23 protein-coding genes and 2 pseudogenes are annotated in these 26,318 nt (G+C 37.9%); 5 read left to right on the top strand and 20 right to left on the bottom strand.

The window, feature by feature from the left end; translation table 11 throughout:
- Positions 1–34 precede the first annotated feature (34 nt).
- From AC625_RS03640 to AC625_RS03625, 4 genes are all read right to left on the bottom strand, one after another.
- Positions 35–358: a phage holin family protein gene (locus tag AC625_RS03640; protein ID WP_049680039.1), complete on the bottom strand. Its 324-nt coding sequence runs from the start codon at positions 356–358 to the stop codon at positions 35–37.
- A 365-nt stretch (positions 359–723) separates the two neighbouring features.
- Entirely contained in the window at positions 724–948 is a 225-nt protein-coding gene (gene tatA / locus AC625_RS03635; protein WP_049680038.1) for a twin-arginine translocase TatA/TatE family subunit, read from the bottom strand.
- A 15-nt stretch (positions 949–963) separates the two neighbouring features.
- On the bottom strand, positions 964–2,676 hold the full coding sequence (locus AC625_RS03630) for a GMC family oxidoreductase (protein WP_049680037.1): 1,713 nt from the start codon (positions 2,674–2,676) through the stop codon (positions 964–966).
- A 43-nt stretch (positions 2,677–2,719) separates the two neighbouring features.
- Positions 2,720–3,499 (bottom strand): gluconate 2-dehydrogenase subunit 3 family protein, encoded by a 780-nt coding sequence (locus AC625_RS03625; RefSeq protein WP_049680036.1) that lies wholly within the window; start codon positions 3,497–3,499, stop codon positions 2,720–2,722.
- Positions 3,500–4,189: 690 nt separating this feature from the next.
- Between AC625_RS03625 and AC625_RS03615 the strand changes: the two genes are divergently transcribed.
- The 4 genes and pseudogenes from AC625_RS03615 to AC625_RS25380 all read left to right on the top strand — a co-directional run bounded on the left by AC625_RS03615 (position 4,190) and on the right by AC625_RS25380 (position 9,204).
- Entirely contained in the window at positions 4,190–4,672 is a 483-nt protein-coding gene (locus AC625_RS03615) for a ribonuclease H-like YkuK family protein (RefSeq protein ID WP_245644928.1), read from the top strand.
- A 529-nt stretch (positions 4,673–5,201) separates the two neighbouring features.
- Positions 5,202–5,588 carry an SLAP domain-containing protein gene (locus AC625_RS03610; RefSeq protein ID WP_049680033.1) on the top strand — a complete coding sequence of 129 codons (387 nt, stop codon included), beginning with the start codon at positions 5,202–5,204 and terminating at the stop codon, positions 5,586–5,588.
- A 697-nt stretch (positions 5,589–6,285) separates the two neighbouring features.
- Positions 6,286–8,097: a sulfatase-like hydrolase/transferase gene (locus AC625_RS03605; protein ID WP_049680032.1), complete on the top strand. Its 1,812-nt coding sequence runs from the start codon at positions 6,286–6,288 to the stop codon at positions 8,095–8,097.
- Between the two features lie 463 nt (positions 8,098–8,560).
- Positions 8,561–9,204 (top strand): annotated as a pseudogene (locus AC625_RS25380) (sodium:solute symporter family transporter).
- Between the two features lie 174 nt (positions 9,205–9,378).
- Here the strand turns inward: AC625_RS25380 and AC625_RS03590 are convergent.
- The 7 genes from AC625_RS03590 to AC625_RS03560 form a co-directional block, all read right to left on the bottom strand.
- Entirely contained in the window at positions 9,379–10,959 is a 1,581-nt protein-coding gene (locus tag AC625_RS03590; protein ID WP_049680029.1) for an ROK family protein, read from the bottom strand.
- A complete protein-coding gene (locus AC625_RS03585) occupies positions 10,959–12,053 on the bottom strand; it encodes an S-methyl thiohydantoin desulfurase family protein (RefSeq protein WP_049680028.1) in 1,095 nt (364 codons plus the stop codon). The genes AC625_RS03590 and AC625_RS03585 overlap by 1 nt, the downstream gene beginning before the upstream one ends.
- Before the next feature lie 29 nt (positions 12,054–12,082).
- A complete protein-coding gene (locus AC625_RS03580; protein ID WP_049680027.1) occupies positions 12,083–13,399 on the bottom strand; it encodes a purine-cytosine permease family protein in 1,317 nt (438 codons plus the stop codon).
- A 45-nt stretch (positions 13,400–13,444) separates the two neighbouring features.
- The gene (locus AC625_RS03575; RefSeq protein WP_049680026.1) at positions 13,445–15,007 is read right to left on the bottom strand and encodes a hydantoinase/oxoprolinase N-terminal domain-containing protein; all 1,563 of its coding nucleotides are present in this window, start codon (positions 15,005–15,007) and stop codon (positions 13,445–13,447) included.
- Positions 14,991–16,097, bottom strand: coding sequence for a DUF917 domain-containing protein (locus AC625_RS03570; RefSeq protein ID WP_049680025.1), 1,107 nt, complete (start codon positions 16,095–16,097; stop codon positions 14,991–14,993). The genes AC625_RS03575 and AC625_RS03570 overlap by 17 nt, the downstream gene beginning before the upstream one ends.
- Positions 16,098–16,313: 216 nt before the next feature.
- Entirely contained in the window at positions 16,314–18,053 is a 1,740-nt protein-coding gene (locus AC625_RS03565) for a sigma-54 interaction domain-containing protein (protein WP_053178002.1), read from the bottom strand.
- Positions 18,054–18,389: 336 nt separating this feature from the next.
- The gene (locus AC625_RS03560; protein WP_049680024.1) at positions 18,390–19,853 is read right to left on the bottom strand and encodes a protein adenylyltransferase SelO; all 1,464 of its coding nucleotides are present in this window, start codon (positions 19,851–19,853) and stop codon (positions 18,390–18,392) included.
- Positions 19,854–20,377: 524 nt separating this feature from the next.
- On the opposite strand from AC625_RS03560, the gene AC625_RS03555 reads away from it, so the two are divergent.
- Entirely contained in the window at positions 20,378–20,671 is a 294-nt protein-coding gene (locus tag AC625_RS03555; protein WP_049680023.1) for an RNA polymerase alpha subunit C-terminal domain-containing protein, read from the top strand.
- A gap of 304 nt (positions 20,672–20,975) precedes the next feature.
- Here the strand turns inward: AC625_RS03555 and AC625_RS03550 are convergent.
- The 9 genes and pseudogenes from AC625_RS03550 to AC625_RS03510 form a co-directional block, all read right to left on the bottom strand.
- Positions 20,976–21,573 (bottom strand): annotated as a pseudogene (locus AC625_RS03550) (amino acid ABC transporter ATP-binding protein).
- Entirely contained in the window at positions 21,495–22,280 is a 786-nt protein-coding gene (locus tag AC625_RS03545; protein ID WP_049680022.1) for a sulfite exporter TauE/SafE family protein, read from the bottom strand. Before AC625_RS03545 ends, AC625_RS03550 begins: the two are co-directional and overlap by 79 nt.
- A 155-nt stretch (positions 22,281–22,435) precedes the next feature.
- The gene (locus AC625_RS03540; protein WP_049680021.1) at positions 22,436–23,563 is read right to left on the bottom strand and encodes an MBL fold metallo-hydrolase; all 1,128 of its coding nucleotides are present in this window, start codon (positions 23,561–23,563) and stop codon (positions 22,436–22,438) included.
- Positions 23,564–23,631: 68 nt separating this feature from the next.
- A complete protein-coding gene (locus tag AC625_RS03535) occupies positions 23,632–24,207 on the bottom strand; it encodes a sulfurtransferase TusA family protein (protein WP_049680020.1) in 576 nt (191 codons plus the stop codon).
- A 158-nt stretch (positions 24,208–24,365) separates the two neighbouring features.
- On the bottom strand, positions 24,366–24,662 hold the full coding sequence (locus AC625_RS03530) for a rhodanese-like domain-containing protein (protein WP_049680019.1): 297 nt from the start codon (positions 24,660–24,662) through the stop codon (positions 24,366–24,368).
- 25 nt (positions 24,663–24,687) lie between these two features.
- The gene (locus AC625_RS03525) at positions 24,688–25,050 is read right to left on the bottom strand and encodes a rhodanese-like domain-containing protein (protein ID WP_049680018.1); all 363 of its coding nucleotides are present in this window, start codon (positions 25,048–25,050) and stop codon (positions 24,688–24,690) included.
- Positions 25,051–25,094: 44 nt separating this feature from the next.
- On the bottom strand, positions 25,095–25,574 hold the full coding sequence (locus AC625_RS03520; RefSeq protein ID WP_049680017.1) for a DsrE/DsrF/DrsH-like family protein: 480 nt from the start codon (positions 25,572–25,574) through the stop codon (positions 25,095–25,097).
- 66 nt (positions 25,575–25,640) lie between these two features.
- Positions 25,641–25,874: a sulfurtransferase TusA family protein gene (locus tag AC625_RS03515; protein WP_049680016.1), complete on the bottom strand. Its 234-nt coding sequence runs from the start codon at positions 25,872–25,874 to the stop codon at positions 25,641–25,643.
- Between the two features lie 78 nt (positions 25,875–25,952).
- On the bottom strand, positions 25,953–26,213 hold the full coding sequence (locus AC625_RS03510; RefSeq protein ID WP_049680015.1) for a metal-sensitive transcriptional regulator: 261 nt from the start codon (positions 26,211–26,213) through the stop codon (positions 25,953–25,955).
- Between the last annotated feature and the right edge of the window lie 105 nt (positions 26,214–26,318).

Raw genomic sequence — 26,318 nt, 5'->3', positions numbered from 1 at the left:
AATAAAAAGGGATTGATCAAGCGTTTGTTCTAGATTACGATTTATCAACGTCCTTTTTTGTTATAAATTGTCCAGTGTTTGGATCTTGTTCTATCCCTTTTAATCCATATACTGTATGTTGGATTAAATCCTTCAAAAAGTGGGATGCTCCAGTGACCAAAACGGCTTGAATAAAAGCGTTGACATTATTTCCAATAATAAATGCACACGCAATATCAGCGACAACCAACTGAATCCAGGCATGAAGCCAGATAGGGATATGAGGAGTCTGCCGCAAAAACAAACCAATTAGATAAATCACTGGGATTAAAATAAAAACTTCTGGCTGAATGTATTGTTCCAGTACATCGAAATTCAAATTTCGTTACCTCCTCTCTCTATAGTTTATTTATTTCCGAATCAAGTTGTACCTTCTTTTCTTTCCTTCAGCCATAAAATTTTCCACTTATTTAAAGGAGAACAAAACAAAAGGGCCAGACTCAAACAACTACTATATATCGTTTAAAGTCGTGTAAATGATTAATAAACGATATATAGAGTGTGAGTCAGACCCTTTTTAGGAACAAAAATATGATGTTTAAATTGAAAGCGATATATCTAAGCTCTAATAGGGAATAACATCTAAAGGAAAAAACAGCATCTTTTTCCCTATATCACAACCGGAATCACTTGTTGAGTAAAAAAAGAACGGAGCAAATTACAATAGAAATAATGACTTTGCTCTCATTTCTTTATTAAATCGGTCACCTTATCTGCCTCTGCTACTTCAATTTCCTTGTTAGTAGAATCTACTTCTTCACTACTCATTATATCTTGGGCAGATTTTTTAAACTCAGATAGGGTTTTTCCAAAGGCAGAGCCAATTTCAGGCAGTTTTTTCGGACCAAAAATAATCAGTGTAATCACAAGAATAATGATTAAACCTGGGATACCGATGTTTTGCAACATACTCTCTGCTCCTCTCTAAACAAGCTGACCTCCACTTTTACTATATTTCACAATCCCTTCTGCCGCACGATAAGCGAGTGCTCCAAGCGTGCCCGTAGGATTATAGCCGCTATTATGCGGAAAGGCTGAGGCACCGACGACAAATACATTGTCAGCATCCCACATTTGCGAATAATTATTCACCGCTGATATATTTGGGTCACCTCCCATTACGACACCACCTACATTATGGGTCGTCTGGTATGGAACAATGTTGTAGTCAACTAATTTTCCATAATTCACAACAGTATCCGCACCCATTTCTTTCATCACTTTATCACTTTGTTTATTTAAATAATCGTTTAATTTACGATCTTGATCAGTAAAATTATAAGTCATTCTTAATAAAGGAACACCGTATGCATCTTTAAATATAGGATCTAGATCTAGATAATTGTTTTGATGTGGCATGGACGAGCCTTGGAACCACGCATCAATGGTCCGAGTATAGTATTTAATCGATTTTTCTTTGAACTCTTTCCCCCATAATGGTGTTCCAGGAGGGACGGGATTGCTTGCAATTGGACGGAATCCCGATTGACTAACGACAAAGGAACCACCGTGTATAAAATCAAGATTGCTGTGATCAAAGTTATCCCCGTTAAAATCATCAACGACTTGACCGAGTGCGCCAGCCCCCATATACGAATTAAACCTTTCCTTTTCAAAAAATCCGGTACTACCTGGGTTCAGCTGATAACAATAATTTTTTCCGATCACGCCTTTTCCCGTTTTCGGATCGTATGGTTTTCCTAACTTCGATACGAGCAAAAGCTTTGCGTTATTCATCACATAGCTTGTTAACACAACGACATCAGCTGGCTGGATGAATTCTTCGCCTTGTAAGGTATCAATATACTTGACTCCAGTTGCCTTGCCACCTTCGTGAATAATTTCTATGACATTGGCGTGCGTTCTCAACTCGAAATTACCTGTTTTCATAGCCGTTGGAATGACCGTTACATTTGGAGAAGACTTTGCCCCGTATTCACATCCAAAACGTTCACAAAATGCACAATATTGACAGGCATTGAGTGTTTCTCCATCAGGATTCGTATACGCCTCAGAAATATTAGCAGATGGCAAAGAAAACGGGTGTAAATTTAGCTTTTTTGCCGTATCTCTAAACTTATTTGTCATCACCGTATTTTTCATTGGCGGCGTAGGATAATCACTGCTGCGTTTACCACCTAATGGGTTTGGTTCTCCAGATATTCCACATGTCTTCTCAAACGTATCATAGTATGGCTCTAATTCATCATAGGTAATACCCCAATCCTGAAGCATATAACCATCTTTAATTTTAGACTTCCCGTACTTTTCAATTGTTTTTGATTTAATCTCAAAATCATATGGAAGAAATCGAAAAGTGTGACCATTCCAGTGGACACCTGAACCACCAACACCGGCACCTAGAAGGAACGAGCCTAATTGTCTCATTGGTAACGCTTTTTGATCTAGTTTATTGCGAAATGTGATGGTCTCTTTTGACACATCTTGCATCAAATCATAGCGGATGGCGTATCTTAATTCATCATGGATCATCGAGAAATCTTCCGTATTTCGATTCCCGCCACGTTCTAAGCCAACAACGTTTAATCCATTTTTCGCACATTCGGCTGCGATAATTCCTCCAGCCCAACCAACCCCGACTGTTAATACATCAACTTTAGGTAATGTTTTAGCCACTTTTTACTTCCTTTCTATCTTAAATATGTATGTTCCATTCAAGCTATTTTTTTGGTGAAGCAATATGGGAATGTAAACTACTCGGTTCAATTTCGAGAAATTCTTTTGATTCAATTTGTGCCAGATAACTCATTTGATTGCCAGGAAATCCTTTCATTTTCCAACCAGCCATATCACGATTACCACCATATAGAGGATCAGCGTATACTCCTTCTAATACGGACATGCGCAGCAAGGTAAAGAAATCATTCGAACTTACACCTTTCATTTTCACTTTTCCTTTTTCAAAAGTAGCTAATATTTCATCTTGTTCTTGATCGCTTAACTCTGTAAATTTCTTCTTAAATTTTTCTTGGCTAACCGACTGTATTCTAGTAATACCTTGACTAATGATTTCATTCCGTTTTAAATGCGACTGGAAGCCTTGCGTTTCTATACCAGGGTAAAATGGCCCTAACATATAGTCTCGCGCATTATTTCCCCATGCTCCAGCTAATTGATGATCGATATAAAATGGGACATCTAAATCAATCGCACCTGGGCCAAGGTCGTCCGCTGGAAAAATTCGTTCAGATGCTTGCGCAAGGACTTTAAAATCCTCTTGCTTATTGAAGAACATAAGCGCTTGATTAAAACGTTCTACATCAGCTTTTTGGACAACTTCATTTTTAGTCTTACTCACTTCTGGTGCTGTCGGTGTGAACATTTGAGAAATTGAAGCACCCAAAATTCCACCACCAATAGCCCCGCCAGCAACATAGCCTCCCTTACGAATAAATTGCCTACGGGTCATCGCATCTTTTCTTTCATCATTTTCACTCATGGAATATCCCCCTTCTACCTTTAATTGATGGATTTGGAATTTATTATGTGCATTCGACATAAAAATAAACATACTGCGTCGGTAATTTTTACAAAAAATGCTATAAAAGGACAAAAACCACCCCTCAGAAGAGAAGATGATTACTGTTTTACTTTTGATATGATCATAGATTTGTATCTAACTCATGCTTTATATCAGGAACCTCAAAACCTAGTAAAGTAAAATGGTTTTTTTAGAACATATCGGGGAGATTATATGTATTATGTAAAAATAAGAAATGATAGATATAGAGGAGTTGATATGCATGAAGTCTAACCAAATAACAGATCGAAAAGAGAAAGAAACAATGATTATTTTGAGATTAACACACATGTTCTTCCCTTCTTTTTAGAGCAATCTTCTTTCTAACAATCGAATCCATCTTCCAAATCCGCTTTGCAAATTGTAACGCCTTCCCCATCTTTTCATAAATTGTATAGTATTTGAATACAATGCAAATGAGAACAAATCCCATCACAGAAAAATAAATTTGTTTGCAACACATGCCTGACACCATATTACATTTTTTTCATAAAATACAAATAAAAACAGATTACTGTATTTATTAATCGGAGAAGAAAGCTGTGATATGATCATATGAAAAACGACTTGAATAATCAGTACCTGTTTCAAAATTTACAGGAAAATAGGATGTCATTTGACCAGGTTTTTGAACATATTGTGAAGTTTATGCAATCGCAACCATGTAGTAACTTTCGATTAATGGTAGGAACAGATTCTCAAGTTCATCAAACGCATACGATCTTTATAACAGGAGTTGTCATATTTAATGAAGGAAATGGTGTGTGGGCTTGTATAAGAAAAGTCATGATTCCAAGGAGAATGCTACATTTGCATGAACGAATTTCCAATGAGTTATCTTTATCGGAGGAAGTTGTTTCCTTATTTACAAAGGAAAGAAAAAATCAATTAATCGATATCGTTCTTCCTTACCTCTATCAAGGAGCCACATTTACAATGGAAGGCCATATTGATATTGGGGCTGGGAAAAAGAATAAAACAAGTGAATTTGTCAATGAAATGGTTGCAAGGATGGAAGCAATGGGTGTCGAACCGAAAATTAAACCGAATGCTTTCGTAGCTTCTAGCTATGCAAACCGTTACACCAAATAGAAGATTTGAATGAGAAATAGATTAATATGGTTATGACTAATTATTATGTACAAAATAAGTTTTTATGGGGTAGAAAAAAGGTGGCACTAGGCAATAAAATTGTCACCAAGCTAAGTGACTCCCCATTTTTCATTTGCCAACTTAAGATGCTATTAAATCTGACAGAGCAGACACTATGAACGTCCAGATTATTTTTGAGAGAATTTTTCCAAGTAGTGGCGATGAATCGGGAATTTCCAGTCGCTGCAGTGTATGATTGCATGCAAGATTTTTAAGAAGGAATAGGCTGAAAAACATGAATATCGATTGAGTAATCAATAAAAAACGGACAAGTTAACGGCCGATTTAGAATTCAGGCTGAGCACCGCGCAACACTTCATCTTCTGCTGAATTAACCTCTACTGTACATACAATACCAGGCCACCCGTTTCTACATTATATTTCTCTTTCAGTTCAAACAAACAAAACTATACCTGTTTTTTTATGTGTTAAAATAAAGGAAAGGAATTGTAAAAGTAGGTGGCACTAGATGCAAAAACTTCAGTATGAATCATCGTGGGATAAAACCTTATCCAATAAAGATCGTAAAATCATTGAGGGAATTTTTCTAGAAACGAGTTTACTGAATCAAAATCGTATTCAATTCACATCGTTATGGCAAGCGATGAATCATAAGGGAGAATTATTAGTTACCGTGCTTGTCCATAATTTCAGTCACCAAGACTGTTCATTTATGAACAAAAAACTGCGTTATATGGAAAACAATGAAATCATTGCAGAACATACCTTCACTCTCCCTTCACTAATCGTTCAGCCAGAAACAAGTATGCCATGGACGTTTATTTTTCCTGTTGAAGTTTTGAAGTGTCACGGATCATTAGAAAATGGTCGATTAGAATGTTTAGATGCTATGTAATTTCAGTGCTTGTCTTCCCTGCGAGTAGAATGATGATTTTCTTTTTCTAAAAAAACACATCAGAGGCTTAGTCACAAGACTGAGCCTCTGATGTGTTTTTTTCATTTTCTGCAACTCGAATATTGGCTCTTAAATTTTTTTGAAGTTGGTCAGCTACAAAAAATGCTTCCTTGTCCTGATAAATATCATCAGGCTTGTTCCCTTTTCCCAGAATATATCCTTCAAAAATGGTGTAGGACAACTAGGTTCCATTTTTGATATTAAAGCCGAAAAATTATTTTATGTGATCAAAGATCAGGGTGCGCTTGCCGAAGAAAAAGAGACCATTCCACCGGAAAGCAGAACGTTCACTGACAGCTTAATATCCATTGACACCATTTCATGGTATCAAACAGATCATAAACGGAAATCGTTTGTCTAAGATATATAACAAAAAGGCAATAAAAATCGGTAAACATTGATGATATTAATGAAGTAGAAATTGCACTACAACATTCAATCATCGTGAACATGTTTGAAAATGATTAGCACTACTATGGATCTATATCACAAAAGTGAGACATGAAAAGGTTGGAAATCAACTATACATAGCTTAATTATGAACCACATTTGGTACAGGATATGCAATCATTCAGCAGCTCCTTTACATACAATACCTCTATAAAAAATTTTATTATTTTTGGGAGAGATAGACAATATGTCCAAAAGGAATCGATCAACTTCTAGTGTTCAGGATCAAAAAGGACGGCCAAATTTTCTTTTCATCATCGTTGATGAGGAACGTTTTCCAACAGTTTATGAAAACGAAGAACTGAAAGAATGGCGTAGAAACAATTTGAAGACACAGGAACTATTACGTGAAAATGGCATGACATTTTTAAAACATTATATTGGAAGTACGGCTTGTTCTCCGAGTAGAGCTACTCTTTTCACAGGACAGTATCCATCACTACATGGCGTAACTCAAACAACGGGGGTGGCAAAAGGAGCATTTGATCCTAATGTATTCTGGCTTGACCACAATACAGTCCCCACTCTTGGAGACTATTTTCGGACTGCCGGTTATCGTACATTTTGGAAGGGAAAATGGCATCTATCAGATGAAGATATTCTCATTCCAGGCACTCATCATCCATTAACAAGCTATAACCCAACGAACGGTATCCCTGATCCTGAAAAAGAACATGCCTATTTACAGGCAAATCGGTTGGATTCATATGGTTTTTCAGGATGGATCGGTCCTGAACCTCATGGTGCAGACCCTCGTAATTCAGGTTCAACAGCGTCTGTTGGTTTAAGTGGTCGTGACGAAGTCTATTCAGCTGAAGTTGTTGATTTAATAAACTCTCTTGAACAAGAGGCAAGCACAAATAACCACCAACCGTGGCTGATCGTTTCATCCTTCGTAAATCCACATGACATCACCTTATTTGGACTATACTCTCACATGCTGCCATCCTATCACTTTACAATTGATCCTTCTATTCCTTTTATTCCACCAGCGCCTACAGCCAATGAAACTTTACTAACGAAACCTTCCGCTCAATGGAGTTATCGAGACGTCTACCAACAAGCACTACAGCCCACTTTCAACACTCTCTTTTATCGGCAGCTCTATTTTTCTCTTCAAAAGAAGGTTGATGATGAAATGTCCAAAGTATTTAATGCTTTGAAGACATCCACTTTTTACGAAAATACAATTGTTATTTTTACTTCTGATCACGGTAGCTTAGTAGGTTCCCATGGTGGATTGTTTCAAAAATGGCACAACACATATGAGGAAGCCCTTCATGTGCCTCTTATTATTCATAGTCCTAAACACTTTTCACAACGTGAAGAAACAGATCTGTTATCAAGCCATGTGGACATTATTCCTACTTTATTAGGACTCGCAGACATTGATATCACCCACATTCAAGAAAAGCTTAGTAAGGATCATATGGAAGTTCACCCATTAGCCGGGCGAGACCTTACACCATTACTTAAAGGAAAGCTCAAATTTCCGCGCGCCGATGAACCCCTTTACTTTATGACCGACGATGATGTTACAAGGGGATTGAATCAGGTTAGCCTCACTGGTCAATCGTACGATTCAGTAGTACAGCCTAATCATATAGAATCAGTGATTGCTAAACTACGAACCGGAGGGAATAAGAAAGAGGAAATCTGGAAATTTTCCCGTTATTTCGATAACCCGCAATTTTGGAGTAACCCAGGCGTGGAAAATCATATTACTACTACAATATACACAGCTCCTGTAACAGAAAACACTCAATCTGAAATTTGTTTCACTAGTACTAAAACACAACCCGTTCCTGATCAATTCGAGTTATATAATTTAACAAAAGATCCACTTGAAGAGATCAACCTTGCCCACCCTCTTCATGAAACGCCTGAATCAAAGACCATTCAGCAAATTTTAATAAGAAGCCTCAAAGAACAATGCCTCCAAAAAAGGCGATTTCCTACTAGCGGGAATGTTCCAGGTATGCCTTCATGTGACAGCTAGTTTTTTCTTTCTAGATTGGTGAAGCTTTTATTATCGATACAATGAGACCTGGAGATGCCTTAAAACTACAAGCGCTTATTCAAGATGAGATCAAAATGGCCGACTCTCATCTATCTATGATGAAAGAACTGACAGTCGGGAACAGATTCTAAAGCAAGCAAACAGATTACTGATAACTCCATATGCAAGGAAAAAACGATTCTGTTTTTTATTCCATAAAACGAAAGTGTTGTTTTATGGAAATTATAGATAGTGATAACTACTAAGGTATCCTCTAGAATGAAAACTGATAGAAAAGTATAGGTAGAATATTTACGCAATTGTTTGTAGACTGTGGAAATTAAACTGCGGATTCGGGCAAACTCCATTTCAGGAGTCCCCCTATTCTTAAAGACTAATTGAATTTAAAGAAGTATACCGTATTATAAAATATAAAAACACTAATTAAAAAGAAGGATTTACTATGTCCAATGAAATGTATCAATTAACAGCGATTATTATTTACATGGCTGCGATGGTTTTCATCGGTTGGTATGCATTTAAACGAATATCCAACTTGACAGACTGCATGCTTAGCGGACGTTCACTTGGGCCGATGGTTACAGCTCTTAGCGCTGGTGCCACAGATATGTCGGGCTGGTTACTTATGGGGCTTCCGGGTGCAATCTATTTAAGCGGTCTTGTTGAAGACTTGTATAAAGCGGGTATTAAGACAGACGGAACAGATAAACAATACGTATTTTTAGGAAGAATGGCTGTCCTTGTCGTATCGATTATCGCTGGGGCACTCGCTTGAATCCATTTTGAAAATCGTATCGTTCGCATGGGCAGGGTTCGGTGCTTCATTCGGACCAGTCATCTTACTTTCCCCTATACTGGCGGAAGATTACAGCTTTAAGTGCCCTTTGCGGAATGATTACAGGTGCGATCACCGTTATGATTCGGGGTAATGTTGCTTCATTGACTCGTACCATTTATGAAATTGTTCCAGGTTTCATCATCTGTTGGATCGTTACATACTTTGTAAGTATAGCAACGTATCGACCGAATGCTGAGATTGAAAAGGAATTCGGAGAAGCACTAGAACTTCTAAAAAAAGATAGTTAATTGAAAAGCCTGCGATATATGAAATGAGAGAATAGCAACTATCTATTCTCTCATTTCTGCATTTTATTATCTTTTATTCTTACAAATTCTAGTCAATAATTCTATGCCCCACTTTCATTTTACTGATTATATAGCTAAAGATCGTGAAGGTGGATCGATCTAAGTCGCAGCGATTTAAACTAATTCTTTAGTCTTAAATTGGGCAAGATCACCGGCAGCCTTGACACGGATACGAGTTGCATTTCCAGGCATATACGCAAGTGGGACATCTTCAATGTCTACAATAACAAGTGTCTCAGGGTCTGCACCTGCATGAATCGCTTCAGCCATTGCTATTTCTTTTGCTAGTTTTAACGCTTGCTCTCTGCCGATTTCTTCAAGAGCATAAACTTTTTCAATTTGTCCACTAACTTGGGAAATCGCTGAACCAATGGCATTCGCCACTCCTGAGTGAAGCGGACGAATCACTTCTGAAGCCCCTTTTAGTACTTCTGGAAAGAGAATGCTACCTCCTCCAACAAGTATGACTGGTACAGGAGCAGCGCTTGTTTTCATTTTATCAATCGCTTCTTCAACCATATCTATCATTTTTTGATACACTTGCTTTAATAGTTTCTGATCAAGATGCGCTACTTTAGAGGCATCACCAAGTTCTACATTCCCAAGAGCAACGGCCACATCTGTTAAAGTTAAGGTATCCCCACCGAAAACCAAACCTTTTTCTGGAAGACGATAACCGACACTATCTGGTCCGATCGTGAAATCGCCATTATCTTGAATACGGACAATCGTACCTCCACCAAGTCCTATTGATACAAGGTCAGGCATTCTAAAGTTTGTTCGTGCTCCTCCAATCTCAACAGCTAAGGAAGATTCTCTAGGAAACGATTGAACCAAGACACCGATATCTGAAGTTGTACCGCCGACGTCTACAACAATCGCATCGGAAAGTTCACTCAAATAGGATGCTCCGCGCAACGAATTCGTTGGACCGCAAGCAACGGTGAATATTGGGTATTTAACAGCATAATCCACCGACATCAAAGTTCCATCATTTTGTCCAAAAAATACTTGGGCGTCAATCCCCTCATTTTTTAATGCATCGATAAAGCCATCCGCAGCTGTTTTCGCCACTTTCACGACAGCAGCATTGAGAATAGTTGCATTTTCCCTCTCTAATAATCCAACAGAACCTATTTCAGATGATAATGAGATAGCAATCTCATCTCCAAGGACTTCTCTAATAATTTCTGACGCTCTTTGTTCATGGGATTGGGTAACCGGTGAAAAAACAGATGTGATGGCGACAGAATCTACTTTCCCTTTAATTTCATTCGCAATTTGATATAAATGTTGTTCATCTAATTCGACAATTTCTCTGCCATCAAATTCATGCCCTCCACGTACAAGATAGACATGTTTGCCCAACGCCTGGCGAAGCTCTTCAGGAACACCAATCAGTGGTTTCACCGCCAGTGTAGCAGGGGCACCGATGCGAATAGAAGAAATCTTGTTCAATTTTTTTCTTTCAACGATTGCATTTGTACAGTGGGTCGTTCCAAGCATTGCATATTTAATTTGCTCCCGTGGAACATTTGCTTCGTCGATGATTATTTTCATCGCATTGTAAATACCTGTCGCTACATCTTCAGTTGTCGCTGATTTCGTTTCTGCAAGGACCTGATTGTTTTGATCTAACAAGACTGCATCTGTATGAGTTCCTCCTACATCAATCCCGATACGATAAATGCTCATTATAACGCCACTCCTTTTTTCATAAGCTCTTCTACTGGAACATAGTCAACATCATATCCGAAGTATTTGGGACCTACTGTTTCAATCCCCTTCTCTGTTCTCCACTTCGGATGGCATGGGATTCCGATTACCACACATCTGGCTCCATACCTAATTCCTTCTGTTGTGATTGGAAGGCCTGTTTCGGCATCAAGAACCGCAATTAAATCCGGTGTGACACAAAGGAGACGTTGTTCTGTTCGAGCGAGTAGATGCTCATTTTGGAAGCTGAGCTTGAGCGTCTCTCCTTTATATTCATTAAGACCATCGAATGTCGCCGTTCCTCTTGCAAAGCCTGTTTCAGTTTTTCTATTAATATCACTTACCTTTCCACGGAATAACTCAAAGCCACCAACCTTATTCAATACCTCATTGATTGGATTTACATTGTTTTGCTTAGCAAATCTAATCGCTTTGCCGATTTCTTCTTCAAGTTTCAGGATATTTCTTATGCCACTTTCTTTCAAATTCTTACCGGTCATCGAATACATCGCTACCATTGTTGAACCGCCCATTTGAATCGTCGCAGCGCGAGCAATTCTCTCTGTCCAAATATTATTAATCGTTGATAGTAAAGCCGTGTTCCCTTTTTCATCAGCAAATACTCCTGGTGTAGCAGGGATCCCATCTAAATAAAATGTAACCATTTGCAATTCTGGAAACGCTCTGCCCATTCCGTCCGCATCAATAACAGGTAACCCTAACCTTGCAGCAAGGGCAAAAGGAATCATGGAGTTGACTCCTCCTGCTTCAATTGGAAATGTCGCATAAATCTTTTTGCCTAAATATTTTTCGAGTAATTGAAAAGCCTCAATCGCTTCTTCCCCACTTGGAGCTTTTTCTAGCATAACTGTCGGAGCTCCCATCATTGATGAAGGGACAACTAATGCATCATCTGGTACTTCATCTACGTCTAATAAGGTTACTTCACCGTACTCTTCAATGGCTTGCAAAGCCATTAGCTTTCCAATATAAGGATCACCGCCTCCACCAGTGCCAAGCAGTGCTGCGCCAATTGCGATATCTTCTATTTCTTGTTTCCCAATTTTTCTCATTTTGCCAATTCCTCCAATATTACAAAAATTTAAGATGCAATTTTTCCATTTAGCTTATTTTTACTTTTTATCGTATTAACGGTAAGAATACCCAAGTAATAGACCACTCCACTCACCACAAGTGAATTGATCGATGGAATACCAACTGTCACAAAATAACCGCATGCAAATCCTGCTGCCCAAGCAATTAATGTAACGGGGCTTAACTTTTCATCTGGAGGCAAAGTGCCTTTTGCTTTGCTTTCATCCAATGCCTTCCGATGTGTTTTTAACACAAAATAATCTACGACCATTATACCGGCAACTGGTGGTATAAAAACTCCTAATAAAATCAGAAAGTCGACAAATCGATCAAGAATACCAAGAACGGAAAGTAACGTTCCTATAACACCAATAACAAGCGTGACCATTCCACGATTTAGTTTGATTTTAAAGATCGAATCAAAAATCGTCGTAAAACCGAGGGATGAGGAATATAAGTTCAAATTATTAATTTTAATAGTTGAAGCAACAACCACAATGGCCCCAAGCCAACCAGACGTTTGCATCATAATACTGGCAACATCACTTGTTTTTGCAGCAAGTGCCATTAACACAGCAATCATGTTGATCACTAACTCACCAATAATGGTACCAATCATCGTCATCCAAAAGACATCTTTGCCACTTTTAGCAAAGCGGCTAAAATCAGGAGTAATGACCGCACCAATTATAAATCCACCGGCAACCATCGTTGCTGCTACTCCCATTGACAACTTCTCACCTGCAGGAGCCACTCCCATTAAATCAAAAATGGAATGATCACTAAGAACTTGGTGAATTCCGACTCCTACCGCCAATAGAAAAGCAGGGACGGCAATCGTCGCAGTTGCGCTTAGTAATTTAAATCCAAAGATAACCAGTATCGTAACAACTAATCCTGTTAGCGTTGCAGCAACAGGAAGACTTAATTTACCGTGTGTCGCTTGAACAAGTCCATTAGCAAACACTGAGTTTTGGACGCCAAACCAACCTATACAAGCTATGGCAATAACTGCTCCGATAATACTAGATCCATATCGGCCGAAACCAGTCCATCGTGACAACAAACTTGTTGAAAGGCCTTCACGTGCACCCGCATAACCTAACAGAAAGCTAATAACTTCTAAAATGACACTACCAAGCATGGTTGCCCAAAAAGCCTGCCAAAAAGTCATGCCATATCCTAATGCAGCTCCTAGTATGAACTGTGATATGGTTGCCAGTGACCCTACCCGGATAATCGTTATATTCCACAACGATTGTCGTCCTGATTGAGGGACTCTTGACAAAGAGTAATCGTCTCCTAAACTATTTGTTTTCTGCAAAAAAACAGCCCCTTTTATTCATTTTTAACAACATTACACTTCAGATTAACCGAACTCTAGATCACCTAAAGCCTTTAAACGGATTCTTAATACTTCACCTTTCAAATAATCAAAGGGAAATTCTTCAATCGAGACTAGCTCGATGCTTTCACTTTTTGCTCCCTTGTCGAGAAGCTGTTGAAACAGGCTTTCTGTTTCATCTTCAATAACTTCCTGCTTCGTTCGGTCATTTAACCAGAATACTTTGTCCGTTTTGGCACTAAGAGGCGCAAAGCAGGCACCTATGGCATTGCTAATATGATGACCAGCAGGATGGTAAACCTTTTTGTATTTTCCAAATAATCGATCGACAAGTAGCGAACTTCCTCCACCCACTAAAACAACGGGAAATCCCTCACTTTTTAACTCAAGACGGTTAATCTTTTCCTTTATTTCTCCAGTCACTTTATTAATGACTTTCTGACATGCTTCTGTTGATAGTTTACTTAATCCTTTACTTGTCATCTTTTCGTCTGAAAACGAACCTGGATAAACTTTAAGGAAAGAATCTGTTAATGTCCAAGTATTTCCACCCCAAGAAATCCCCTGTTGTTCTAAGTCACTAACTATTGTTTCATTTATCTGTACAGATTCCTTTTTAACCGAAATGAGGCTTCCCCCACCATAGGGCAAGGAATACATTTTCGGTACTTGCATATTCACATCAATTGAGAAAATGGAAGTGGAACCGAGCGACGCTTCTGGCTGGCCATTTAGAATTTTCCCGATATCAATCGTACTACCACCGAAATCAACCACTATACATTCTTTTAAACCACTTAAAATACTTGCACCTCTAAAACTATTGGTTACCCCGGAGCCAATCGTAAAAATAGGATAGTCGATGGCTTCTTGAATCTCCATTAAAGAACCGTCATTTTGAGTAATCCAGCACGGACAGTTTAACAAAAGCTTTTTACATAACACTGATAAATCAATCATGGCTTGGCGAATTACTTTTGAAAAGATCGCATTTAATAGGGTCGCATTTTCTCGTTCTATAAAACCAATACTTGCAATTTCGTGAGACATGGTAATTGATATCTCTGGCAAATGGCTCTTAATACTTTCCCAAATGTAAATTTCTTCGGCTTCATATAGAGGCGAATATACTCCAACAATACAGATTGATTCAATTTTATTCTTCTCTATATCGATGCAAATCTGCTTGATTTCATCGTGACTAGGAGTTGTTGTTTCGCTCATTGTACCTGTGTAATCATAAAAACTCTTAAGATGATAAACTTTCTCTATATACTTTTTGATCTGGTTTGGCCAAAGAACTGCCGGTTCCACCAAGGAAGGCTTTTTCGTAATTCGAACCAGTGCTGTTTTAGAAAGATTTACTGGTTGATACAAAGCGTTCTGTACATGGGTGGTTCCTACAAACACACCATCTATTTGATGGGGAGCAATCCCCGCCTCGCTTAGCACTTCTTTTGCCGCAAGCTCAATGCTTGAAATAATATCACTTGATGTTAATTGCTTTTTCCATGAAAGAAGCTTGCCATCATTTCTTAAAATAACCGCATCTGTATGAGTCCCACCTACATCAATTCCAAGCTTCATGATGACAATCTCCTTGTAGTAGTTTAGATGGAACAGCTAAATCAAAATTATGAGGACCAATAATTGCAAGCATATCTTTAGTCCGTATGATACTCGGAGCCGGCACTGCAAAAATGATGACAGATAGACCTTCTTGAATCTCGGAAACACTATAGGGGGCTAAGCTTTCTTCATCTAACACCAGAATGAGATCAGGAATCGTACAAATATATTGTTTTTCCTTAATTGCAATAAATTCATTTTTAAATTCAATCTCAACCCATTTATTTAAAAAAGAAGAGTTTCCTTCTACCGTGAACTTGCCTATTAATGATTCCTGCTCAAACCATTTGCTCACATCAGTCACTTCACCTCTGATAATTTCATGAGGTTTACCATACAGTGAGTTTCCGAATACAGCCAACATCTCTTCCATTTTTTGATCGATCGATATGTCTTTTTTAATCGCCATACCTAACCTGTAAATTAATTTTAATGACCCTGGAATCATCGATGTTTTCATTTTTCTTGCCTTCGCTCCGAATCCGACAAAATGGACATACCCGCCGTTTGTAGCAATAAAGTCTTTTGTCTTCTCTGCTGCGATTTGAATATCATGAATACCTTGAATAACCTCACTTACATCATGTGTTTGCAGAACAAGGGGTGTAAGCGGTATTTGATTTAGATAAAAAGTAGTCATATATAATTCTGGAAACGCCCTGCCCATGCTGTCTCCATCCACTACTGGCAAGTGGTTTTGAACAGCCGTCACTAATGGCGCTAACGCATTTATTCCACCAATTTCAACGGATATTAGGGCATCTACCCTTCTTTGAACAATGGATTCATATACCTTTAAAGCTTGATCTCCTTCTTCCCCTGATGGGATGTTCTCATCATAAAGAATGGTTGATCCCATCATTCCTATCCCGACAATCCATTCGTCGTCAATATCACTCATAGTCTTTACAGTTATGACATCATCATCTTTCATGATCGAAAGTAATAAACTCTGGATCGTTTTTGTATTCCCACCACCTCCACAAGCAATCATTTTTGCACCGATGGCCAAAAACGGAATATCTTGTTTTTTGATTTGCCACGACATTTGTTTTGCCCCTTTCTAATCTATCATGCAAGAACCGTGCCAAAAAAATAAAAACTCTGAAATCAGAGGCAATAAGGATAGTTAAATTCAAGTTTTTTAATTATGAGAATAATTCCGATAATTAAAAGTGTAAAAACCACTAAAAAACAATACTTTCCATTCATTTTCTCAATTTTTCTCAAAATTTCTCTACTTTTCTCATTTTCCAAATATTCCTTACTTGATTTTGAACTTACTAATTCTCCGATATAAGGTGGGCAAGCTAATATTCAAATGGCTTGCTACTCTCTTTTTCCCAATCGTATCTCTGCCATATTGATCTAATAGATCAATAATTATCTCTTTCTCATTTATTCGATTGCTCGACTTCATTGAATATTTTTCATTTATGGCAGCTTCCTTTTCTACTCTTCGTTCCGTTTCATTCACATGTTTTAAATAATTGGGCAAGCTTTCAATTGTCACTAAATCACCAATTTCTAATTGAACAAAATGATTGACAACATTCTGCAGCTCTCTTATATTTCCAGGCCAAAGATTGCTGAGCAACAATTCAAAAGCATCTTCTGATATTCTTTTAGGTGAGCGGAAAAACTCCTCCGAAAATTTTTTCATATAGTAATCAATGAGTATAGGGATATCTTCTCTTCTTTCTCTTAAAGGCGGAATCGTAATCGGAATTACATTAAGTCGATAGTATAAATCTTCTCTAAACTGGCCATTTGCTACAAGTTTTTCCAGATTACGGTGAGTAGCTGTAATAATACGAACATTTACAGGGGTACTTTTGGTATCCCCTACTCGTTCAATTTTTCTTTCTTGAACAACTCTTAATAGTTTAGACTGCAATGGAAGTGGGAGATCACCAATTTCGTCCAAGAAAATCGTTCCCTCATTGGCTAATTCAAATCTTCCAGGTTTATCTGCTGATGAACCGGTAAAGGCCCCTTTTACATGTCCAAAAAGTTCACTTTCTAGTAAAGATTCAGGAATAGCCGCACAATTCAATGCAATAAACGGACCGTCTTTCCGATGGCTTTCCCGATGAATAGCTTGTGCAAATATTTCTTTACCCGTCCCACTCTCACCTCTTAGTAAGACAGTGGTATTACTTGGCGCAATCCTCTTGGCAATATCTACAACATTTTGAATCGAATCACTTATCCCTTTTACATCATTAAAGGTATAAAGGACTCTTTGTTCGTGCACTTTCTTTTTTGAATCCATAATAGGCGTTACATTGATTAAAAAAGATGCTATTTCTCCGTTTGAAACGAGTGGTTTCACCATGGCTAGATATTCCTTTTGATCCCCAGTTTCTAATTTAACCGAGACTTTCAAATCCTGCTGTTTCTTCATATTTTTCACTCTTACCCAATCAGAGTCTGATATGATTTCGGTAATAGGTCCACCTATTAAGACATTCCTAATTTTATTAAAAAACCGACTAACACGATGGCTCATATTATGGATCTTTCCATCTACGTCAACGAGTAAAACAGGGTCTTGGATAAAAGAAAAGATACTATTTACCTCTTCTATTATCGAGCTATTTTCGGTTCGAAGATCTTCATTCTCTAGTTTATTGCTTATCCATTCTGTGCAGAAATCAAGCTGAACTTCCATTACATTGTAATTCTCAAATAACCAGTCCGTTTTGCCCTCTAGAGCAGTAACCAATAGAACACCCACTACCTTTTTGGCTTTGGTAATAGCTTTTAAAATGAACGGTTCTGAAGGACAGCAATCTTTCACTGCACATGTTTCATATGCATTCTTATTTCTGACGAAGACATCCATGCCTGTCTTTTGGACTTTGTTTAGAACCGGACAATTCTGCTGTAATTCTTTATAATCACTATCTTCTAAACACACTTCAACCTTAATCGGAAATAAACGAAACAACTTAGATATCATTGCACTTACTTCTTTTTTCATTTCTAATTCAGTTGACATAAGGACCACCCAATATATAAAAATTTCATTATAAATGATTAAGTGTTATTTTTTATCTTATAGGTTAATCCCTTCATTCTAAACAATTTGTCGGTATATTTCAAAATCTAATGAAACAGGGAATAAGTGTAAGGAACCTTAATCGAAGAGTAGTAGTTGCTACATGAAGCTGAATTTAGTTAAAGAAGAACTAAAAGAACCTTATTTAATTCAGGTAGGGTTCACTTTTCCATCTCATAACCTATCCTTTTAAAGAAAAATAATGCTACCTTAGAAGTAGGCAGCATTATTTTGTACTTATAGTAAACGATACAAAGCGTAAAACTAGAACATATATCAAGTACCACAAAAGGTTTGATAGGGAGATTTTGACACGGGCAGCGTAGAGTAATCAGCCAGTTCAGCGGAGTGTTCATAAGGGTTTGAAAGAACATCCAAAAGTCGTTCCATCACGCTGTAGTCACCTTGTTCCACTGCAGCTTCTAATGCTTCTTCTACCCGATGATTCCGTGGGATAATAGCAGGATTGCTGTTTTGCATCAACTGACTTACGGAGTCTTTCGATTCCTGTTGTCTACTTAATCTTGCCTGCCAGATTTCATGCCATTGAGCGAATTCCGAAGTGCCAAATAGGACTGTATCTTTCTGTTTATCAAATGTTAATGCCAAAAAGGTATTCGTATAATCTGCATGATACTTCTGCATCAAAATGAAGAGGCTATCGATCAAGGCTTCATCTTCTGTCTCCTCGTTAATAATCCCTAATTTCGCTCTCATTCCCGCAAGCCATTTTTCCCGATAAAACTCCATAAACCTAGAAATCTCATCCTGGGCTAGTTTGACAGCCTGTTCCTGATCATCATGCAATAGTGGCAATAAAGTTTCAGCAAATCGGGCAAGATTCCACCCGGCCATATACGGCTGATTGCCATAGGCATAGCGGCCTTGAATGTCAATCGAACTGAATACCGTTTCTGGGTCATAGCTATCCATGAAGGCACAAGGTCCATAATCGATAGTTTCTCCGCTAATGGTCATATTGTCTGTGTTCATCACGCCATGAATAAAGCCAACCAGTTGCCATTTGGCAATAAGCTCAGCCTGCCGCTTGATCACTTCTTGAAGTAACGACAAATAGCGGTTCTCATCAACTTCAACGTCTGGATAATGACGCTTTAGTGTATAGTCAGCCAGGTCTCGGAGTTCCTCAACCGTGCCCCATTGTGCAACGTATTGAAAGGTACCAACACGCAGATGACTGGCAGCCACACGGGTCATAATTGCACCAGGTAGCTCGGTCTCGCGGATTATTGACTCACCAGTTGTCACCACTGCTAGACTACGAGTGGTAGGAATACCAAGCGCATGCATTGCTTCGCTGATGATATATTCACGTAACATCGGTCCAAGTGCCGCGCGACCATCCCCCCCGCGAGAGTATGGCGTTCTCCCTGCACCCTTAAGCTGAATATCCATCCTTTCACCTTGAGGCAGAATCTGCTCGCCTAGCAGTACCGCTCGACCGTCCCCCAACATGTTAAAATGCCCGAATTGATGCCCCGCGTAAGCTTGAGCGAGAGGCATGGCACCTTCAGGAATCTGATTCCCAGCAAGCACCGCTACACCGTCTTCGCTTTTTAGCGCTTGAATGTCCAACCCCAAAGATGTTGCCACTTGATTATTAAGAATAATCAACTTTGGTAAACGCACAGGAGTTGGGTTGATGCTGGAAACAAATGATTTCGGCAAACGGGCATAACTGTTATCTAAGTTCCATCCTGTTTCATTACTGTTTGTCATAGTTTCTCCTTTTCTTCTTTTGACTTTGTATATGTAAATCAAACATCATAAGCAGTCCCTTTTTAATGTCTACTTCTACCAGTTTATTATACCGTTTCCAGACTAAGATAGCGCCCTTTACGTCATGTTGTCACTGTTCTAGATTTGACTAAACGCGCAAACTCCCCAATGGTGTCAGTCATCTATATTCTTACGAAATTTCCCTTCTTGTTTTTAGTATCATAATTTCGCAAGGTAGATAAGGTGTAAATCAACAGTGTTGAAATATATATAGATTGTAAAGAAATGTACTTAAAGTAAGGCAAACAAGAAAGTGGAATTAAGAGATAGCGAAACATGCAGGTTAAAAAAAGAGATTTCTGGTAGAGGGTTGAATTTCCATAAGAAACATCCATGAGCACCTGCCTCCAACTAAAACGATGGAGAAGTTCAGATTCTCAAATTACATCACCTAATGAAGATGGTGGTGCGGAGCTGATTTTACGAAGCCCTGCCCATCCCCCAAAAAAAGGAGACATTTAAAAATGACAACATCAGAAAAAAATGTAAGGACTTGTGACAAAGGACATACATATTATACAAGTAGCGATTGTCCCGCCTGTCCGACTTGTGAGCAAGAACGCAAACCTGTTAATGGATTTCTATCATTGCTCTCGGCACCAGCAAGACGAGCTTTAGAAAACAATGGGATAATTTCTTTGCAGGATCTATCAAAATATAGTGAAAAAGAGATTTTACAATTTCACGGTGTGGGACCAGCTTCTTTACCTAAACTTAGATCTGCTTTGAAGGAAAATGGGTTATCATTCAGAAACTAATCACCAAGAAATATTAGGCTTTCAGCAATGTACTTTATGACTACTGGAGTATGATTCGATTTGATTTTTTCTTCAAACACGAATGAGCTTTAACTTAATAAATGCAACAAAAATTCAAACGCTCAGATCGATCATTCTCTGAGCGTTTGAATTTTTGTTAATCGATAGGCGACTTTCACTGTGAATGAACGTGTTATTCGAAATGTTTTTTTAGTTTTTCTCCATATTATCGGAACGACTCACCCTAGTGGTTTAAGTACCTTTGTTTTTTTGTAAAAGAAAGAAACCCCAAACGATTCCTTCATCATAAAAGCTGGTTTAAAAACCTTTGTGTTCGCTCATGTTTAGGTTTTGTAAAAATTTCATCAGGTTGTCCTTCTTCTATAATAATTCCGTCTGCAAACATAACAACACGATCAGCAACTTCTCTTGCAAATCCCATCTCATGTGTCACAATGACCATGGTCATTCCCTCACGAGCTAACGCCTTCATCACTTGAAGAACTTCTCCAACAAGTTCAGGATCCAATGCTGAGGTTGGCTCATCAAAAAGCATTACTTTAGGTTCCATTGCTAATTGCCCTCGCTATTGCCACACGCTGCTTTTGCCCTCCAGATAATTGATCAGGATAAAAATGGGCTTTATCTTGCAATCCCACTATTTCCAGGAGACTCGTCGCTTTTGCCTTCGCCTCATCCTTACTCTCCCTTCTTACAAAGATAGGGGCTTCGATAATATTTTCTAAAACAGTTTTATGAGGAAATAAATTGAAATGTTGACACACCATTCCGACTTTTTCTCTTACTTGATTCAAGAAGACTTTTAATTCCCCCATATAATATCCAACCAAATCTTCACTGCAGTTACCAATATCAAGATAGCCAAAATAATTTGCAGGAATTTAGTATTTGCCTTTTTCCCAGCAACAGCTCCAAGAGGCGAAGCTATTAAACTGGCAATAACCGTAATAAGCGATGGTAAGAATTCCACTTGGCCTGTTGATATTTTCCCGCTAATAGCACCAATGGTTGATATAAGTGTAATTGCAAGGGAAGAAGCGATCGTCATTCTTGTTGGTATCTTTAAAACGACTAGCATGATGGGCACTAGCAAAAACGCCCCTCCCGCACCTACAATACCGGCCCCGATTCCAACGATAAATGCGAGTAACGCAGCAAGCCACTTATTGAATTTCACCTCATGTAAGAGAATATCATCAATGCCTTTTTTAGGTACAAACATCATGACAACAGCAATGAATGCTAGAATCCCATAAACTACATTTATTCTACTTTCTGGCATATGAGTTGAGCCGAAACTACCAATAAAACTTCCGATCAAAATACTAATTCCCATGTATGCAATTAATGATTTATTTAAATAGCCACCTTTACGGTATGCCCAAACACCACCAATAGTCGCAAAGAAAACTTGTATTGCTGTAATTCCTGAAACTTCATGTGCTGTAAAATGTGCAACTCCAAGAACAGCAGGAATATACAAGAGCATCGGGAAATTTACAATTGATCCACCTATTCCTAACATCCCTGAAATAAATGAACCTATAAAACCAATTAAGAAAATGATAATAATAAAATTGATATCCAATTTTTCCTCCCTTCCAAAAGGAATTGGGTTCCCTTTTTTACGCATGAACGGTCAGTATAATCGAGAAATATAAATGTCAGTTAACTGCCTATAAAGCCCTGTAAGTTCAACTAACTACCAGTCTGGGAAAACACTCCACTGGTAGACGTTTCATTTTATCTGACCGCACAACGATTTGGTCCAATTTCCATTTCGCGCTGTTTCTCTTCATCAGGGCTGAATTTCCCCATATTTGTTTGACGAATCTCTTGATATGAATTTGGCTGTGGTGGTAAGTTTTCAGTCACTAGTTTTCTAAATTCATTTTCATCTTCAAAGTTTAACCCGTGATTTTTTTCATATAATTTACCCAATTTTTCAGATACACTACCATCCGCATTTAATTCATCGATAATCATAAAGTGTGCGGGGAGGACGATTAGTTCCTCAGATAATTTTCTGTAACGTGTATAAAGACTTTCTCTTAGATCTCCTACCCAATCTTCTGCCATTCCAGCTAGGTCTGGTCTTCCAATGGAATCAATAAATAAGATATCCCCCGATAGTAAGAACTTTTCGTCAACAACAATGGATGTTGATCCAATTGTGTGACCTGGAGAATATACTGCATGAATATTAATAGCAGTTTTACCAATTGTCACTTCATTTCCATCTTCTAACGGTTGGTAATCAAACGTTACTTCCGTTGCATCTTTTGGCGGTAACCAATATGTTGCATTTGTTTTTTCAGCAATCCTTCGTCCACCAGAAATATGATCGGCATGTAGATGTGTATCAAATACATGGGTAATTTTAGCTCCAATACTTTCGGAAAAATCTAGATAGATGTCAATCATTCTTGATGAGTCTATAATGGCGGCCTCACCGTTTGAAACAACTAAGTAAGATAAGCATCCCTTGCCAATCCGTACAAACTGATAGATTTCTCCTCCATCTTTTAAATCCCCAATTTTAATGGGTTCTAAATGTTCACTCCAAACTTTCATTCCACCTTCTAAGTAAGAAACCTTAACGCCTGCCTCAGAAAGCATCTCTGCAACCATGATAGATGAGCCCTCTTTTGCACAAACAACTAATACCTCTTTATCAGAAGGAATCCTTTCCATAATTCCTTTCACACCATCAAGCAATTCAAAATAAGGAACATTTAAATATTCAAAGTTTTCTCCTTCGATTTTCCAATCATAAAAATCACTTTCATTACGAACGTCTAAAATAAATAATTCTTCTTTATTAAAAACTTTTTTCGTTACCTCTTTTGAAGTTACTGCATGTACAGTCATCAACTTACCCCCTATGGTATATTTTATTTTAAAAAAATATATATTTAATTGATGTACAAACAGCATCTTTAGCTATTAATACTAGTAGTTTCCCCAGACCACTGACTCATGCCTGGTACGACATTGATAACATTCGTAAATCCGTTTTCTGATAACTTTTGTGCAGCAAGATCACTACGGTTACCTGTTCGGCATATAACAAAAATTTCATCCTCTTTTTTTAATTCATTTAAACGATTTTCTAATTCCCCCAATGGAATAGAGATTGCATTCGGGATATGGTTAAAAGCAAATTCTGCAGCTTCCCTTACATCAAGAACAACAATGTTATCAGCTTCTTTTAATTTCTTTTTTAGTTCTTCATTTTTTGCTACATTTGGATGCTTTTCTTCAATCGTTTCATCACTAGATGACTTTCTTAAATAATGCTTTAATACATCTCCTTCCTCAAGCGTACCTAAATATTGATGTCCTGTACTTTCAGCCCATGCTTTCAAGTCAGCTTTTGAACCAATATCTGTTGCTTGAACTTCTAAAACCAAACCAGCCGCTAATTCATTCATAGCCTTCTTCGTTTTTACAATTGGCATGGGACACGCTAATCCTTTTGCATCTAACATTGCATTTGCTTTAATGTTCTCCATCTTGAAACCTCCATCTTTTATACCTATAAGGGTATTTAAATCAGTAAAAAAATTTATCGTAATTTAACCGGTAGTAAAAGTGCCACGTTTGTGGAAACGTCTTCCTGTAAGCCGCAACTAACCCTCTGAGAGAGTTGAACAAAGCCCCCCTTTTCACTTTATTTGACTTTCCCTTCCCAAGAAAGCATACCGCCTGCCATATTAATGACGTCAAAGCCCTGTCCTTCGAGGAATTGTGCGGCACGGCCACTTCTACCACCTGAACGACAAACCATGATGTACTCTTTTGACTTATCTAACTCATGCATACGAAATTCAACTAACCCTAATGGGATGTTTACAGCTGCCGGAATTTTTCCAGCTGCAACTTCATCCACTTCGCGCACATCGATGATATCTAATACCTTTCCTTCATTTACCAGTAACTCAACTTCTTTTGCAGTCATTTCTTTCATTATAAAGTCCTCCTTATATTTTTCATTAGCACCAAGCACTCATGCCACCTTTTACGTTTGTTACTTGCTTAAAGCCTTGTTTCTTTAATATTTTACTAGCCTTATTACTTCTCATTCCACTTTGGCAAATGACGACTATCTCCTTTTCTTTTGATAGCTCACTCACCGCCTGTTGTGCTAATTGATGAAGCGGAATATTTTTAAACCCTCGAATGTTTCTTGCTTTGAACTCTCCAGATGTTCGAACATCGATATATTGTTTATTTTTATCATTTAATTCATTTTTTAAATCAGTAGTAGTAATTTGTCTTACACCTCTTGTTGGCAAAACACGCTGTATTATAAAGACTAAGAACAGTGCAATAACAATATAATTCACGTATTCCATATCTTGTACCTCCTTTAAGTAGGTGGAAACTCCCCTATTAGTAATTAGATAAACAGATTGACATTCCCATCTTCAGCGTCTGCTAAATAGGCTGCAACACCAGCATATTCAATATTATCCAACAATTCTTCTTGTTGTAGACCTAACAGATCCATTGTCATCGTACATGCTACTAATTTAACATCTTGTTCGTTTGCCATTTCGATTAATTGAGGTAGAGGCATCGCATTATGCTTTTTCATGACATCTTTGATCATCTTAGGACCAAAACCAGCAAAGTTCATTTTAGAAAGCCCCATTTTATCTGCCCCTCTTGGCATCATTTTATCGAACATTCTTTCCATAGTTCCCTTTTTAACCGAAATAATTTCTTCTTTACGTAATGCATTTAATCCCCAAAAAGTGTGGAAAATGGTTACTTCATGATCATAGGCAGCTGCTCCATTTGCAATAATATAGGCTGCCATTGCTTTATCATAATCTCCACTAAATAATACAATCGTTGTCTTTTTCTTATCTGTCATGCTTTTCCCTCCTGTATGCCACTTCATTTACCATTACCCCTATGGGTATTTAATAAATTAAAAAAATTATCCTTTTTTAATCCAAAACTTTAATACATCATTTTCTACCTCATGTTTCAAAAGCTCATGTCCACCTGATTTAGCCCATGCAGAAAGATCGTTTTTAGCACCTTTATCTGTTGTATGAATCTCTAATACTTGACCTGATTCAAGTGCATTTATGGCTTTCTTTGTTTTTACGATTGGCATTGGACATGCTAACCCTTTTGCATCTAATACTTGATCTATATTTATTTTCATTCCTCCATCAAAATATTTTTACCATTACCCCTACGGGTATATTACAAAACAAAAAAAAGAATGTCAACAGATAAATTTTTATCTGCTTTTTACAAGCAAGTTGACAGCTTCTTTAATTAATTCATCCGTATTTTCTCCTCTTTCTTCAGCCTCTAGAACACATTCAACTAAGTTTGAACTTACAATCACGCCTACTGTTCGATCTACTGCTGAGCGAACAGCTGATAACTGCGTAATGACCTCTTTACAATCTTTATTTTCTTCCATCATTTTCAAAATTCCTCTAAGCTGACCTTCCATGCGCTTCACTCTGTTTTTAATTTGATCATTATATTCCATAGGAATGCTCCTTTCCATTATGATGTTTTTGTGTTTATCTTGTTTATATTTACATTCAGTTAAAGTATACACCATTACCCCGAGACCCTTTTTCTGAGGTAATGG

This window comes from Peribacillus loiseleuriae, from assembly GCF_001183985.1.
Taxonomy (GTDB): Bacteria; Bacillota; Bacilli; order Bacillales; family DSM-1321; genus Peribacillus; species Peribacillus loiseleuriae.
Note: the sequence above shows the minus strand (reverse complement) of the source record. Positions and strands in the feature narration are given on the sequence as shown.